Source organism: Niveispirillum sp., from assembly GCF_052437035.1.
GTDB lineage: Bacteria > Pseudomonadota > Alphaproteobacteria > Azospirillales > Azospirillaceae > Niveispirillum.
In genome coordinates this window covers 178,654-192,600 of record NZ_JBQVOH010000004.1, presented here as the reverse complement: position 1 = coordinate 192,600, position 13,947 = coordinate 178,654, and the positions used below count along the sequence as shown (strand labels likewise).

Here is a 13,947-nt window from a genome sequence, read left to right as displayed (position 1 = left end):
TCTCCCCCCGCCGTGACAGTTACTTTGCGAAGGCGGTCTTCAGCGCTTCGGCACCCTGGGCGATGGCGGCCTTGGCGGCTGGCGTCCCGGCCAGACCGTTCAGCATCACGAAATCATGGATGGTGCCGTTGTAGCGCGTGGAGGTGACCGTCACCCCCGCCTGGGTCAGCTTCTTCGCATAGGCCTCGCCCTCATCCCGCAGCAGGTCATTTTCCGCCACGATGATGGTAGCCGTGGGCAGGTCCTTCAACTGTTCCAGGCTGGCCTTCAGGGGGAAGGCCGTCACCTCGCCGCGCTTATCGGCGGGGAAGGTGGCATCCAGGAAGTAATGCATGGCCTTTTCCGTCAGCCAGGGCCCATTGCCGAACGCGTGGTAGGAGCTGTTGGCCGACACATCATCGGTGACGGGGTAGAACAGCAACTGGTGGCGGATGGCCGCACCCTGCCGGGCCTTGGTCATCAAGGTGATGGCGGCAGCCATGTTGCCGCCCGCACTGTCACCGGCGACCGCGATGCGGCTGCCATCCAGCCCGTACTGTGCGCCGTTTTTGGCCACGAACTGCAGGGCGGCATAGCCCTGTTCATTCTGGGCCGGATAGACGGCTTCGGGCGCCCGGTCATAATCGACGAAGACCACGGCGGCACCGGATGCGGCGGACAGTTCGCGGATCAGATGGTCATGGGTGTTGCGGTCGCCCATCACCCAGCCGCCGCCATGATAATACATGATCACGGGCAGCAGGCCCTTGGCACCTTCCGGCTTCACGATGCGCACCGACACCTTGCCCGTGGGGCCGACGGGGAAGCTGGTATCCTGCACGCTGGTCGGGGATGATTTCAGCGTCTGGGCCTGGGCGCCGGCCAGCACGGCGCGGGCGTCGCTGTAGGACAATGTGTAGATTGGCTTGCCCCCCGATGCCACCACGGCATCGACAAAGGCCTTCGTCCCGGCCTCCAGCACGGGGGCATCGGCCAGGGCCGGGCCGGCCAGGGCGGCAACGGAAAGGGCCAGGGCGGCGACGGTGTTACGCAGGCTGTTCATGGTGATCTCCTGTCTGTCCGGTTAAGGGGGCGCCGGTTCGGTGCCCGTCATTCGATGGACGAAGAGATAGCGCGCGATTTGATCGTGCGCGATATAATTAAATGGATAGCGGCCATGCGGTAAAAGCGCCTGCGATCATATCGTGTACGATGCAATATGGTGGGTCATCAGCGCTTACCCCCCCAACCGAATGCCCCCACAGGTGCAGCCATGTCCGACGCTCCCGCCCTGAAACTGGGCGATTTCATCTGCTTCTCGCTCTATTCCGCCAGCCACGCCTTCACGCGCGTTTATAAGCCGCTGCTGGACCGGCTGGGCCTGACCTACCCGCAATATCTGGTCATGGTGCTGTTGTGGGAGACGGATGGGCAGACGGTGGGCCAGATCGGCGAACAGCTTTTCCTGGAAAGCAGCACCCTGACCCCGCTGCTGAAGCGGTTGGAGGCGGCGGGCCATGTACGGCGCGAACGCAACCCCGCCGATGAACGCCAGGTCCTGATCCGCCTTACCGATACGGGCCGGGACCTGAAGGACCAGACCATCGATTTCTTCGATCACCTGATGGAAGCCGTGGGGATGAGCGTGGAAGAACTGACGGAACTGCGCGCCAATATCCAGGCGTTGCGGGCGAACCTGAACCGGTTTGCGGGGTAACTACCCGGTTCCTCAATCGCCGGCGCCGCATCCGCGGCTTGGCTTGCGCGGCAGTCGCCGCCGGATCGGCCTCCGGTTAACCGGAGGCCGATCTACCGCCCCGCCCGCTGTGCCTCCCCCGACCGGCGCACAAGGTCGGCGATGTCGAGGAGCTGCTTCGACAGGGGGCTGGACTTGCGCCAGACCATGCCGATGGTGCGCGATGGTTCCGGGTCCTTGAAGCGGGCGATGGAAACGGCGGCGGATTTGGTCTCCACGGCCACCGCCATTTCCGGGATCAGGGTGACGCCGATGCCGGCCCCCACCATCTGTACCAGGGTCGACAAGGACGATCCGTCCAGCAGTTCGCGCGGCAATGCTGTATTCATGTTGCAGAAGGACAGGGCCTGATCACGGAAACAGTGCCCTTCCTCCAGCAGCAGCAGGCGCATTTCGCGCAGGGCCTCCGGGCTGGGCACGGGCATGGCGTCGTCTGCCGCCGGGCGAACCAGCACGAAGTTTTCCTCAAACAAGGCCACCTCGGTCAGGGATGGTTCCGATACGGGCAGGGCCACGACGGCGGTATCCAGCCGCCCTTCCAGCAACTCATGCAGCAGCTTGGGCGTCACCGTTTCGCGCACATGAATGTCCAGGTCGGCATTCATGCGGGTCAGGTCACCGATGATGGATGGCAGCAGATAGGGGGCCACTGTGGGGATCACCCCGATGCGCAGCCGCCCCGCCAGTTGATTCCGCGCGGCGCGGGCCAGATCGCCCAGCTCATCCACCGAGCGCAGGATCTCGCGCACGCGGGCGGCAAATTCCTCCCCGAACCCGGTCAGCCAGATCTGGCGCGGCCCGCGTTCGAACAGTGGTGCGCCCAGCCCTTCCTCCAGCTCCTTGATCTGCATCGACAAGGCCGGTTGCGAGATGGCGCAATCATCCGCCGCGCGCCCGAAATGGCCCAGCCGGGCCAGTGCATCGAAATAGCGAAGCTGCTTCAATGTCAGGTTGGTCATAAGCACACCTTATTAGCGCAATCAGAAAATCCGACTTAATCTTATCACATAAGTTTGCTAAGTCTTATTCCGCGAGGATGAGAAGCCCCCATGTCCCAACCGCGTCGCGTCACATCACCCCGATGGATCGCGGGTTCCGGTTTACCGGAACGGCAGGGGGCCATGTGTGCCGGGCCGGCGGGAAATGCCGGGGCCGGTCGATATGTTCACCGATACCGAAGTCTGACGTCCTGATGGGCGCGACGCTGCTTGACCGCGGCGAACCCTTTCGTGCCCGCACCGCCACAATCGATCCATGACAGGAGATAAGAATGGACGGGAATAATTCGGGGAGCGCTGCCAAGTGCCCTGTGCTGCATGGGATTCGTCCCAATGCCACCTTTGGCGGCCGTTCCAACCGTGACTGGTGGCCCAACCAGCTGAACCTGAAAATCCTGCACCAGAACACGGCCCTGTCCGACCCGTTCGGCGGCCGCTTCAACTATGCCGAGGCGTTCAAGGGCCTGGATTATGCTGCGCTCAAGGCCGATCTGACGGCGCTGATGACCGACAGCCAGGATTGGTGGCCCGCCGATTACGGCCATTATGGTGGCCTGTTCATCCGCATGGCCTGGCACAGCGCCGGCACCTATCGTACCTCCGACGGGCGCGGTGGCGCAGGCTCGGGTACGCAGCGTTTCGCGCCGCTGAATTCCTGGCCCGACAATGGCAACCTGGACAAGGCGCGCCGCCTGCTCTGGCCCATCAAGCAGAAATACGGCAAGTCCATTTCCTGGGCCGACCTGATGATCCTGGCCGGCAATGTCGCGCTGGAGTCGATGGGCTTCAAGACCTTCGGTTTTGGCGGCGGCCGCCCCGATGTCTGGGAGCCGGAAGAGGATATTTATTGGGGCAAGGAAGACACCTGGCTGGGCGACAAGCGCTATAGCGGGGATCGCGACCTGGAAAACCCCCTGGCGGCGGTCCAGATGGGCCTGATCTATGTGAACCCGGAGGGGCCGAACGGCAACCCGGACCCGATGGCGTCGGGCCGCGACATCCGCGAGACCTTTGCCCGCATGGCCATGAATGACGAGGAAACCGTGGCCCTGGTGGCCGGCGGCCACACGTTCGGCAAGGCGCATGGTGCCGGCGACCCCGCCCATGTTGGGCCGGAGCCGGAAGGCGCGCCGTTGGAGGCCATGGGCCTGGGCTGGCTGAACAGCCTGGGCACCGGCAAGGGCGTTCACACCATCACCAGCGGCATTGAGGGGGCCTGGACCCCCACGCCGACGCAGTGGGACAATTCCTATTTCGACACGCTGCTGGGCTATGACGAATGGGAACTGACCAAGAGCCCGGCTGGCGCCCACCAGTGGAAGCCCAAGGACCCGGCGGCGGCCACGACCGTGCCCGACGCGCATGACCCGACAAAGCGTCACGCCCCCATGATGACGACGGCGGACATGGCGCTGCGCACCGATCCGGCCTATCTGGAAATCTCCAAGCGCTTCCGCGCCAATCCGGAAGAGTTTGCGGATGCCTTCGCACGGGCTTGGTTCAAGCTGACCCACCGCGACTCGGGTCCCAAGAGCCTGTATCTGGGGCCGGAAGTGCCGGCGGAAGACCTGATCTGGCAGGACCCGATCCCCGCCGTGGATCACCCGCTGATCGATGCCGCCGACATCGCGGCGCTGAAGGGTAGCATCCTGGCATCGGGCCTGTCGGTGCCGGAACTGGTGGGGGCCGCCTGGGCCTCTGCCTCCACCTTCCGGGGATCGGACAAGCGCGGCGGGGCCAATGGTGCCCGCGTGCGTCTGGCTCCGCAAAAGGACTGGGTCGTGAACCAGCCGGCACAGCTGGCCAAGGTTCTGGGCGTGCTGGAAGGCATCCAGGCCGGGTTCAACGGCAGTGCGTCGGGCGCTAAGAAAGTGTCGCTGGCCGACCTGATCGTTCTGGCCGGCGTTGCGGCGGTGGAAAAGGCGGCGGCGGATGCCGGCCACGCTGTGACGGTGCCCTTCACGCCGGGCCGCATGGATGCCAGCCAGGATCAGACGGATGTGGACAGCTTCGCGGTGCTGGAGCCGGTCGCCGATGGTTTCCGCAACTATCTGAAAACCGAGTATTCGGTGCCGGCGGAAGAAATGCTGGTCGACAAGGCCCAGCTTCTGACCCTGACGGCCCCGGAAATGACGGTGCTGGTGGGTGGCATGCGGGCGCTAAACGCCAATACCGGCGGGGCGCAGCATGGGGTGTTCACCAAGCGTCCGGGCGTTCTGTCCAACGATTTCTTCGTCAACCTGCTGGATGCCAGCACGGTCTGGAACGCTACGGACGGCACTCAAGGCGTATTCGAAGGCCGTGACCGGACCAACGGTGCGATCAAATGGACCGCCACCCGCGTCGATCTGGTCTTCGGCTCCAACTCCCAACTGCGCGCGCTGGCCGAAGTTTATGGCAGCAGCGATGGCGAGGCCAAGTTCGTGAACGACTTCGTCGCCGCCTGGACCAAGGTGATGAATGCCGACCGGTTTGATGTGAAGTAAGCGCGGTCGGGTTAGGTTAGAAGGATGGCGGCTCCGGGATGACTGGGGCCGCCATTTGTTTTTAAAGATGTCACTCCCTCACGCCGCCAGCAGCCGTTCCACCGTGTCGCTGGTCTGGTCGTTCAGGCGGAATTGCAGGCGCAGGCGGTTACCTTCCTGCTGAATCACGCGGCCGGGCAGGGCCTGGCCGGACAGGCGCAGTTCAACCTCTGTCCCCGCCGGCACCGAGGCGCCGGTCAGCGCGCAGCCGCCCAGGCCGATATCGGCCAGGGTCACCTCGAACCGTTCGACCTTGCCGCGCGGGCCGTGGGCCGTCAGCTCGCCGCGCAGGGTGCAGGGGCGGCGTTCGAACTGGCGGCGTTCGCCGGCCTTCTGCATGGCGCAGAGGAATTCCTCTACATCGGCCCGCAGCCGCTCGGACTGTTGCGACAGGTCGCCGGCGGCGGCCAGAAGCTGGGTGGAGGCGACCTTGGTGAATTCCGCACTTTCGCGGACGGTGCCCAGGCTTTCCGTCACCTCGCGGGTGCGGTCGGCGGCCTCTGTCACGTTGCGGGCAATCTCATCGGTGGCGGCACCCTGTTCGGTGACGGCGGACGCGATGGCGCCGGAATTGCCATCGACCTCCCCGATGATGCGGGCGATGGTGGAGATGATGCCCACCGCGTGGCCGGCGGCGCCCTTCACGGCATTGACCTTTTGCTGGATCTCGTCGGTGGCCTTGGCCGTCTGGCTGGCCAGGTTCTTCACCTCTGACGCGACCACGGCGAAGCCCTTGCCGGCCTCTCCGGCGCGTGCCGCCTCGATAGTGGCATTCAGCGCCAGAAGGTTAGTCTGGGCCGCGATGGCATGGATGAAATCGACAACGGCACCGACACCATCCACAACGTTGGCCAGTTCATCCACCACGCCGCGCGCCTTGTCGGCCTCGGCCACGGCTTCCTTGGTGGTCAGGGAGGTGCGTTCGATCTGCGAGCCGATTTCGGCACTGGACGCGGCCAGTTCCTCCGTCGCGGCGGCCACGGTCTGGGCATTCTGGGTAGCGCGGTCGGCGCTCTGCCCCGCGATGCCTGTGCGGTTGGTGGTCTCGTCCGCCTGATGCGACAGGTTGCGGGCCGTCGCCTCCAACTCGGTCGAGGCGCTGGCGAAGGTGCGCAGCTGGCCGCTGACCGCCATCTGGAAGTCGCGCACCAGTTCCTCCAGCGAGGCCTGACGCCGGGCGCGGGCCTCCTGCTCGCGCTGCTGCGCCTCCTCCAGTTCGCGGTTGCGGAGCGCATTGGCCTTGAACACGCCCATGGCGCGGGCCAGTGCCCCCACCTCATCCTTCTGCTCGGCGAAGGCCACCTGCACTGTCAGGTCGCCATCGGCCAGTTGCCCCATGGACCGCGTCAGGTGGCCCAAGGGGGCGATGACATAGCGCAGGACCACGAACAGCACCGCCCCCGCCGCAATGGCGAACAGCAGGGCCGTGATGGCCAGCGTCATGATCTGTTCCTGATGGAACCTGCCGATGCGGGCCTCCAGCAAGCGCGACAGGTCGGCAGAGCCGGCGGCATAGAGCGCATCAATACGGGCCAGGGCGGCGTTAGTTGCGGCGGGGTCCAGGGCCTGTGCCTCCGCCTGGGTCACCAGGGTCTTGAACGCGGCCTGCAGGTCAGCATCCGGCTTGCTCAGGGCCTTGGCCACGCTGCCGTCGGCGCTGGCATCGATGGCAGCCTTCACCGAATTGCCCGACCCATCGGCCACGGCCTTCAGCCCGCCCAGCGAGACATAGAGATCAACCTTCTCCTCCGCACTGACGCTGCCGTCGGCGTAGAGCCTGTGCGTCAGGCTGTACATAGCGCTGGTTTGGTCCAGCAGGTCCGGCAGCTTGATCAGCGCCAGATCCATGACGTAGTAGCTGTCCAGATCGGGGTCCAGGATCAGGTTCGACTTGTCACCCACCCGCGTGATCAGGGCGCGCAGGGCCGTGCGGCCCGGACCCGTTGCCTGTCCGGCCCCAAGCGCCGTTATGGTGTCCTTCACCTGGGTAGCGGCTTCCATCCCGTCACCATACTGGCCGTCCAGCTTCTTCACCTGATCGGCCAGCGCCTTGCCATCCACGGTGCCGCCAGAGATCTCTGCCTTGGCAAGCGTCATCTGCACCTGTGCCAGCCCACGCAGGTAAAGCGTGCCTTGCTGTTCCTTCTCGGCAAAGCCGATGGCCTCACCTTGTTTTGCGACCAACGCCCAGAGCAGGAATGCCACAGGCACCAGGAACAGCAAGGACGCAAGACCCAGCTTCGGGGTTATGGGCAGATCACGCAGCATCGTCAGAACTCTCCGGATTGGCACTACTGAGGAAAGTGAACGTGGCGGTGGCGTGCCCGTTAGGTTCGGGCGGTATTTTCACAGAGTCTAACTGGGATTTGCGTGGCCCGGAATACGCGAAATGGCGAAGGGCTCTGGTGGCGCGGTGTGTTGATGCCACAGGGGAATGACATACGCCACCGTCGGCGACTCAATACATACCGTGTCTGACGCGCGCAGACGGTCGACGGTAGAAGTGAATGCTTATAAACTTGACAGTTCTTGTTCTGACGCTTCCCATACAAGCCGTGAAGACTGCTGGAATAGGAAGGATTGCAATCCACAATCTGGCCTGCCCGAGTCAGCATGATCTACAAACTCCGTCATTGTGAAAAATGGACCAGTCATAATATGTCTAGCGACCTCCTTCAGAATATCCGCATCGCCACAATACCTTTAAAGCTTAAAATTTCTGGGTTTCTGGCTGCTATAATTATTTTAGCGTTAAATATGTATGTCATTCAGAAGGGGTTGGGTGACAATAAGGAATTCTGGGTTGTTGCAGGATCGCAGTTGCTTGCCGTCCTGCTGCCCATCATTCTTATTTTGGTATTTTTGCAATTTGCCCATTCAGGTGGCGACGCGCTCATCGACCGGACACAGTCGGTGCTCGTCGACAAAATTCCGCGGGAATTCTCGAAGATCGTTGAGCACAAAGACAAAATATTTAAGCCCTATCGGTTTGAAACGGGATTTCCGCAGTCACTACTGCGGTCGTTTTCTTTCTTAGGTCGTGGCGCTTCGATAGATATGCCTCCAAGGGACCGGCCGGAGACCTGTATCGAGATATCCCACGTTAAGGGAGATTGCTTTGCGGATTATCGGCTATTGTCCGAAGGGAAAGAAATTTATTTGCGTGTGGAGTTGATCGTGAAGCGCGCAAATGTGAATATCTGCATTCCGGAGGAGCATTTTTGTAAGGTCAAGAAGCTGGTATCCTCGCTGGCTGAAGTCGGTAAGATAAATACCGACGATGAAACTGTATCTGATTTTGCCGTTCCGCTGAAAAACACGCTGGTCGGCGCAAAATCTGCCGGATACAGCATAAATCCAGCGCCAATTGAAAGGGTTTTTAACGGCAAAAGGTACTGCGCGATTGTGCTTGCCAGACAGCTTGCGCCCGACTTTCTCTGGGATCCTGCGGAGCAACTTTATTTCTGCCAGGACTTGATGTTCATGCTGCGGGCCATATTGTCAGAATGGAACTTTGAGGCCGAAACCGGCGCTGCCGTCCCTTTTGCCTGAAGCAGGCCCGGCACGATCACCGATGCCATGAGCTTTTCATGTCATAATGAATCTCTGTACAGTAAAATTGGAGAGAAAATTGAACGGAACTGTATCGTCTGGCGACGTCATGTGTAATTTGGATAACGCGCAGAACTATCTGCGTGTCCGTCTTGTAAACGTTACTGTTGACTGTAGTGTCGGTATTCACCCTTGGGAGCAGTTTCCGGAACGGCCCAACAGGCTTGTTGTCAATGTGGACATGTATTGCAAGGGCTATGCGGATGCTGGTGGCTTTGCGGGTGGTGGCATTGTCGACTATGACCCTATTCGGTCCTTCATCGTGAGCTGGAGCCAGCGTCCCCACACGCCGTACCTGGAGGCGCTGGCAGAGGCGCTTATCGTAGAATGTTTCCGTGATGCCCGCGTTGACGCCGTGTGCGTCTCTATCCTCAAGCCGGGCATCTTCAATGAGACGGCTGGCGCTGGAATCGAGATTTTCCGCAAACGCTCCTAGAGCGCGATCAGCTTAAACGGCATCATTTAGGCCGTGAATCACACGGCAAAACAAAATCCTATGGGCTGGCAGATGTTTCTAAGAACACCTGCCAGACGCTATATAGGTGCCATTGCTGACCAGGGCTGGACGAACCTGAACTTTGGTTGCCCACTGATGCGGGGAGCATTGAGCCCCTTATAGCGGTCCAAGGACCCGATGGTCCTTGCTGCTATATGAAGTTCGTCGCTCAATGAATGGACGTGCAGACCATGTTTCTCCATAAGCATCTTCAAGCTTTGGGTGGAATGGAAGCAGCAATGCCCGTTGCGGGGCGACGCATACCACCAGTCTTGATCGTCTATCTCTGTTCGTAGAAGGCTAGAGAAAATCAGTACGCCGGCATCCGAACAAGAGGCAAGGAGAGAACCGATCAACCAGTCCTGGTCGGGAATGTGCTCCATGACTTCAAACGCGGTGACGATGTCGTATGTGCCGGCCGGCAGGGTGGTGTTGCCATAATAGGGGTCGTAAACAGTGGCCAGCTTGCCCTGGCTTCGTAGCATGGTTGCAAGCGTGCCCTCCCCACCGCCGAAATCCAGCAATGTGCGGTCACCGAGAAATGAGTTCAGCCACATTGCCAGGCTGGCCGGCCTCTCATACTCAAACGGCGGGTCGCATAGGTGATAATCATCATTATATATGCGTGCAAGGAAATCGCTGTCGCTCCATGCATCAAATTCCGGATACCACGCAAAATCGCACAAACCACAGGCGTGCAGGGAAAAGGGGCCAATATTATCTGTGTATAGGCGATAACCTTCGAAATAGTCTCCGCAGGATACATTGAACTCCTTGTCGAAGATTTTTTTGGCGGGGCTCCCGCATATCGGGCACGTCCTCATACTTCCTGCTCCGCACGGGCTTCGAACATCACGTCTCGATTGCGTGGCTGTAGATGTTGTCCGCCGTCTACCGTGATTGTTCGGCCAGACATTAAAGGTGCCTCAAGGCAGTATGCGACGAGTGCCGAAATATCAGCGGGCGTGGAGCCGCGACCGAGTGGTGCAGTCGCGTGGGCTGTCTGGAAATCTTCCTCCGTCTGATCGCCGCTGGGCAGGCAAAGTCCGGGTGCAATCGCCAGAACCCTTACACGTCCTTGCCACGCCATTGCACTAAGGCGGGTGACCCCTTCAAGGGCGAGTTTGGTTGCCGTGTAACTGAAGAAATCGGGGTTAAGATTTGTTATTTTCTGATCCAGAATATTAATTATGCACCTGTCTTCCAGGCTTTCGCCCTGGTTGGCGAATGCCTGGGACAAAAGCGTGGGGGCGCGCAGGTTGACGGCAAAGGCATGATCCCAGTTTTCAGCCTTGAAGCTGTCCGCCTCATCGAATTCAAATACCGACGCGCTGTTCACCAACGCACGAATTGGCCCCAGGGCGGCCTGCGCCGTACTCACAACCTGGATGCCGACATCGGGTGATGCCAGATCGGCTTGAATCAGGACCGCCCGGCGGCCAAGTTGCTCCACTTCTTGGGCGACAGATTCTGCCTCTGAGCGGGATGTCCCGTAATGAATGGCCACATCCCATCCCGCGCGCGCCAAATACATCGTTATGGCCCGCCCAAGACGCTTGGCAGCGCCAGTAACGATCACCGTTTTTGATCTCATGGAGAGCAGCCTAAAGTCAGTGGGCGAATGGGTCGCCGTTAGCAGCGGGCCTATTGGAAGTAGCATGGCGGGCTGCTACCTCAAGTGGGGGCTTTTCTACCTGCGTTGAACTTTTCGCACCAGCCGTATGAAGGCCGCTTCTGTTGGCGCGCCTCAGAAGGAACCGGAAGCCCCAAAGCGGTCATGCGATCAGCGTGCAATGCCTTGTGGCGCCAGCAGGTTTCGCAGAACGCCCAAAAGGGCCGGCGCCGTGCGTATTATCCGCGCCCTGCGTTTTGTACCAACGTTGGTGCAAAAATGCCAAAAGCCCCTTGGAGCTTTTCCAAGAGACTTATTTTTCATCGCCTTAGCGAGAAAATGGCGGAGGGGATGAGATTCGAACTCACGATACGCTTTTGACGTATACCCGCTTTCCAGGCGAGCGCCTTCAACCACTCGGCCACCCCTCCGCACTGGATGGGCGCGGAACATAATGAGGTCGATCCGATCCCGCAAGCTTTTTAATCACCCCTGTTTCGGCATGGCGGACCGGCGTTGGGACAGCAGCTTGATCAAGGCCGTATCGTTGTGCGCTTCCAGGGTCAGCAGCGCCTGATAGGGATCGCCCGGCAGATCCAGCAGGCGGGCGAAGGCTGGTTCGGTTTTAACGCCGGCCTGTTTCAGCGCCCGGATCGCCGGGCGCAGGCTGGGGTCCAGTAGCAGGAGGCGTGCCTCTACCAGCATGTGCCGCCAGCCCATCTGCCGCCCCACCGGCACATCCTGCACGAAAATCTCGACGGGCAGACCATCCAGCGTGAAGGCCGCCACCAGGGCAGGACCGTCGCTGACGGTGATCAGGTGGCGCCTGTACCCCTGCTCCTGGCCGAATCCAGCGTCCAGCACGGGGGCGAAGCTGGTGGGGTCCGCGGCGACCAGGATGTCGAGGTCGGAGCCATCAATGGCGATGTCGATGGGGAAGGTTCCGGCAAGCGCACTGTCGGCGCCTTCCAGCCGGTTGAACGGCTGGTGCCGTGACAGGGTGGCGAAGGCCCGGCGTTGATCCTCACTGCCGTGCGCCAGGAAGGACCAGTCGCGGAAATCGGGCAGCCCGTCAGTCATGGCGAGCCGGCTTGATCCGTTCGCCGAAAATGGCCGTGCCGACGCGCACGAAACTGGCGCCCAGGCGCACCGCCAACTCGTAATCCCCGCTCATGCCCATCGACACTTCGCGAAGCCCGTGGCGTTGGGCCAGATCGGAGAGCAGGGTGAAGAAGGGGGCGGGTTCCTGATCGGCGGGCGGGATGCACATCAGGCCGTCGATGGTCAGGGCATAGGTATCGCGGCATTCATCCAGGAAGGCGGCCAGGTCAGCAGGCACGATTCCGGCTTTCTGTGGCTCCGCCCCCACATTCACCTCCACGAACAGACGAGGCAGTCGGCCCTGTTTGCGCCCTTCCTCGGCCAGGGCGGCGGCCAGTTTGGGGCGGTCCAGCGTTTGGATCACATCGAACAGAGCCACGGCTTCCTTAACCTTGTTGGTCTGTAACGGGCCGATCAGGTGCAATTCTATATCGGGGTAGCGTTCGCGGGCGGATGGAAACTTGGCCTTCGCCTCCTGCACCCGGTTCTCCCCGAACAGGCGGTGGCCGGCGGCCAGTGCTGCTTCCAGCTTTTCCACGGGCTGCACCTTGGACACCGCAATCAGGCGGGCCGCACCGGCGGGGCGCCCGGCCTCAATGGCGGCTTTGTCGATGCGGGCCTTGATCTCGGCCAGGTTGGCGGCCACATCGTTGGCGGGATCGGTCATGGTTGGCTTCTCGTGCAATTACCGGGGCAGGTGGGCCATCGGCCTTGTTTTCGCCCCATCACGCACGTAAAGCCCTTCCTGTCCGCCCCGTCAATCCTGCCCGTCAATCCTGTGGCCGCGCGCCATCGCCGATATGGATGTGATCTTGCCCCGCCTGTCCCGCGCCATTCGCACCGCCGCCGTCAGCTTGCTGGCCGCGTTTCCCGCTGCCGGTGAAACGGTGGAGTTCACGGGGCGCGGCGTGGGGCAGGGGGCCGTCGTTCGCACGGGCGAGGGGCATGACATTTTCGGCGCCTATGCCGCGACCGGGGAGGGGACGGTCACCACCGATAGCGGGCTTGGCCTGTCGCTGACCGCCACGGTGGGGTCGGGCGATTATCAGAAAAGCCTGGACCGGCCCGGACGCAACGACCAGCTGACGGTGAGTGAGGTCTTTCTGACCGTCAATTCTGCCTGGGGCCGGCTGCGCGTGGGGGATGAGGATGGGGCGGCCAAGCGGGCCGTCGATCTGCTGCCGCTGCTGGCGGGCGGTCAGATGGATGGGCTGTGGACCGGGATCGCCGGCACGGCCCCGCCCATCGACCATCTGGGCCGCGACAGTGATGATGCCACCAAGCTGCTGTATGAGACGCCGCGCGTCATGGGCCTGCGCCTGGGCCTGTCCTATGCGCCCAAGCGTGACAGTCTGGTGGAAGATATCGCCAAACAAACGCCGGGCCGGCTGGATCGTGATCTCTGGGAGATCGGCCTGAATTACCAGGGCGATATCGACGCGGTTTCCTATGAACTGGCTGCCGGCTATGTGACCGCCGACAGCCGCAACCCCCTGCTGGGCGATACGCAGAGCCTGAAATTGGCCGCATTGGCGCTCTATGGCGGGTTTTCGGGCAGCGTCATCTATGTGGATGACGGCGATAGTGGCCGGTTGAAGGGTGATGACGCCACCAGCACCACCCTGATGGCGTCTTATGAGAACGGCCCCTATGGCGCGGCGCTGTGGTGGCAGGGCGTCAGTCAGGATATCAGCCAGGATTATGATGCCTATGGCGCCGGCCTGTCCTGGCGCATCCTGGATGAAACCAGCCTCAGCCTCGATACGGTCCGTTATGAGGGCGGACGCCGGGGTTGGGTGGGGACGCTAGGGGTTGAGGCGCGGTTTTAACTCACCTCCCTACCGAAACCCCTTCCCTTCCATGTGAAA

At 61.7% G+C, this 13,947-nt stretch carries 12 protein-coding genes and 1 tRNA gene; 5 read left to right on the top strand and 8 right to left on the bottom strand.

Annotated elements, in window-relative coordinates; translation table 11 throughout:
• Positions 1-19 precede the first annotated feature (19 nt).
• Positions 20-1,042 carry an alpha/beta hydrolase gene (locus ACT6Q8_RS12680; protein WP_444732789.1) on the bottom strand — a complete coding sequence of 341 codons (1,023 nt, stop codon included), beginning with the start codon at positions 1,040-1,042 and terminating at the stop codon, positions 20-22.
• Positions 1,043-1,252: 210 nt separating this feature from the next.
• Between ACT6Q8_RS12680 and ACT6Q8_RS12675 the strand changes: the two genes are divergently transcribed.
• Entirely contained in the window at positions 1,253-1,696 is a 444-nt protein-coding gene (locus tag ACT6Q8_RS12675; protein WP_444732790.1) for a MarR family winged helix-turn-helix transcriptional regulator, read from the top strand.
• A 92-nt stretch (positions 1,697-1,788) separates the two neighbouring features.
• On the opposite strand, the gene ACT6Q8_RS12670 is transcribed toward ACT6Q8_RS12675, so the two are convergent.
• On the bottom strand, positions 1,789-2,694 hold the full coding sequence (locus ACT6Q8_RS12670; protein ID WP_054166948.1) for a hydrogen peroxide-inducible genes activator: 906 nt from the start codon (positions 2,692-2,694) through the stop codon (positions 1,789-1,791).
• Between the two features lie 311 nt (positions 2,695-3,005).
• On the opposite strand from ACT6Q8_RS12670, the gene katG reads away from it, so the two are divergent.
• Positions 3,006-5,219: a catalase/peroxidase HPI gene (gene katG, locus ACT6Q8_RS12665; protein WP_444732791.1), complete on the top strand. Its 2,214-nt coding sequence runs from the start codon at positions 3,006-3,008 to the stop codon at positions 5,217-5,219.
• Positions 5,220-5,297: 78 nt separating this feature from the next.
• Here katG and ACT6Q8_RS12660 read toward each other — a convergent pair whose 3' ends face one another.
• A complete protein-coding gene (locus ACT6Q8_RS12660; protein WP_054166946.1) occupies positions 5,298-7,526 on the bottom strand; it encodes a methyl-accepting chemotaxis protein in 2,229 nt (742 codons plus the stop codon).
• 345 nt (positions 7,527-7,871) lie between these two features.
• Between ACT6Q8_RS12660 and ACT6Q8_RS12655 the strand changes: the two genes are divergently transcribed.
• Positions 7,872-8,810, top strand: a complete 939-nt coding sequence (locus tag ACT6Q8_RS12655) for a hypothetical protein (protein ID WP_444739387.1) — start codon at positions 7,872-7,874, stop codon at positions 8,808-8,810.
• A gap of 79 nt (positions 8,811-8,889) precedes the next feature.
• Complete coding sequence (locus ACT6Q8_RS12650; RefSeq protein WP_444732793.1) at positions 8,890-9,306, top strand: dihydroneopterin aldolase; 417 nt, start codon at positions 8,890-8,892, stop codon at positions 9,304-9,306.
• 98 nt (positions 9,307-9,404) lie between these two features.
• Here the strand turns inward: ACT6Q8_RS12650 and ACT6Q8_RS12645 are convergent, their stop codons facing one another.
• From ACT6Q8_RS12645 to ACT6Q8_RS12625, 5 genes are all read right to left on the bottom strand, one after another.
• Entirely contained in the window at positions 9,405-10,190 is a 786-nt protein-coding gene (locus ACT6Q8_RS12645) for a class I SAM-dependent methyltransferase (protein WP_444732794.1), read from the bottom strand.
• A complete protein-coding gene (locus ACT6Q8_RS12640) occupies positions 10,187-10,960 on the bottom strand; it encodes an SDR family oxidoreductase (protein ID WP_444732795.1) in 774 nt (257 codons plus the stop codon). The genes ACT6Q8_RS12645 and ACT6Q8_RS12640 overlap by 4 nt, the downstream gene beginning before the upstream one ends.
• A gap of 358 nt (positions 10,961-11,318) precedes the next feature.
• Positions 11,319-11,409, bottom strand: a tRNA-Ser gene (locus tag ACT6Q8_RS12635).
• A gap of 55 nt (positions 11,410-11,464) precedes the next feature.
• Complete coding sequence (locus tag ACT6Q8_RS12630) at positions 11,465-12,058, bottom strand: DUF4269 domain-containing protein (RefSeq protein ID WP_444732796.1); 594 nt, start codon at positions 12,056-12,058, stop codon at positions 11,465-11,467.
• Complete coding sequence (locus ACT6Q8_RS12625; RefSeq protein WP_444732797.1) at positions 12,051-12,746, bottom strand: YggS family pyridoxal phosphate-dependent enzyme; 696 nt, start codon at positions 12,744-12,746, stop codon at positions 12,051-12,053. Before ACT6Q8_RS12625 ends, ACT6Q8_RS12630 begins: the two co-directional genes overlap by 8 nt.
• 145 nt (positions 12,747-12,891) lie before the next feature.
• Between ACT6Q8_RS12625 and ACT6Q8_RS12620 the strand changes: the two genes are divergently transcribed.
• Positions 12,892-13,908: a porin gene (locus ACT6Q8_RS12620; protein ID WP_444732798.1), complete on the top strand. Its 1,017-nt coding sequence runs from the start codon at positions 12,892-12,894 to the stop codon at positions 13,906-13,908.
• Positions 13,909-13,947 lie beyond the last annotated feature (39 nt).

Bases quoted from the DNA above. Each gene is read 5' to 3' on its own strand.
- ACT6Q8_RS12680 (WP_444732789.1), bottom strand. From the start codon at position 1,042: ATGAACAGCCTGCGTAACACCGTCGCCGCCCTGGCCCTTTCCGTTGCC.
- ACT6Q8_RS12655 (WP_444739387.1), top strand. From the start codon at position 7,872: ATGATCTACAAACTCCGTCATTGTGAAAAATGGACCAGTCATAATATG.
- ACT6Q8_RS12660 (WP_054166946.1), bottom strand. From the start codon at position 7,526: ATGCTGCGTGATCTGCCCATAACCCCGAAGCTGGGTCTTGCGTCCTTG.
- ACT6Q8_RS12670 (WP_054166948.1), bottom strand. From the start codon at position 2,694: ATGACCAACCTGACATTGAAGCAGCTTCGCTATTTCGATGCACTGGCC.
- ACT6Q8_RS12630 (WP_444732796.1), bottom strand. From the start codon at position 12,058: ATGACTGACGGGCTGCCCGATTTCCGCGACTGGTCCTTCCTGGCGCAC.
- katG (WP_444732791.1), top strand. From the start codon at position 3,006: ATGGACGGGAATAATTCGGGGAGCGCTGCCAAGTGCCCTGTGCTGCAT.
- ACT6Q8_RS12645 (WP_444732794.1), bottom strand. From the start codon at position 10,190: ATGAGGACGTGCCCGATATGCGGGAGCCCCGCCAAAAAAATCTTCGAC.
- ACT6Q8_RS12625 (WP_444732797.1), bottom strand. From the start codon at position 12,746: ATGACCGATCCCGCCAACGATGTGGCCGCCAACCTGGCCGAGATCAAG.
- ACT6Q8_RS12675 (WP_444732790.1), top strand. From the start codon at position 1,253: ATGTCCGACGCTCCCGCCCTGAAACTGGGCGATTTCATCTGCTTCTCG.
- ACT6Q8_RS12640 (WP_444732795.1), bottom strand. From the start codon at position 10,960: ATGAGATCAAAAACGGTGATCGTTACTGGCGCTGCCAAGCGTCTTGGG.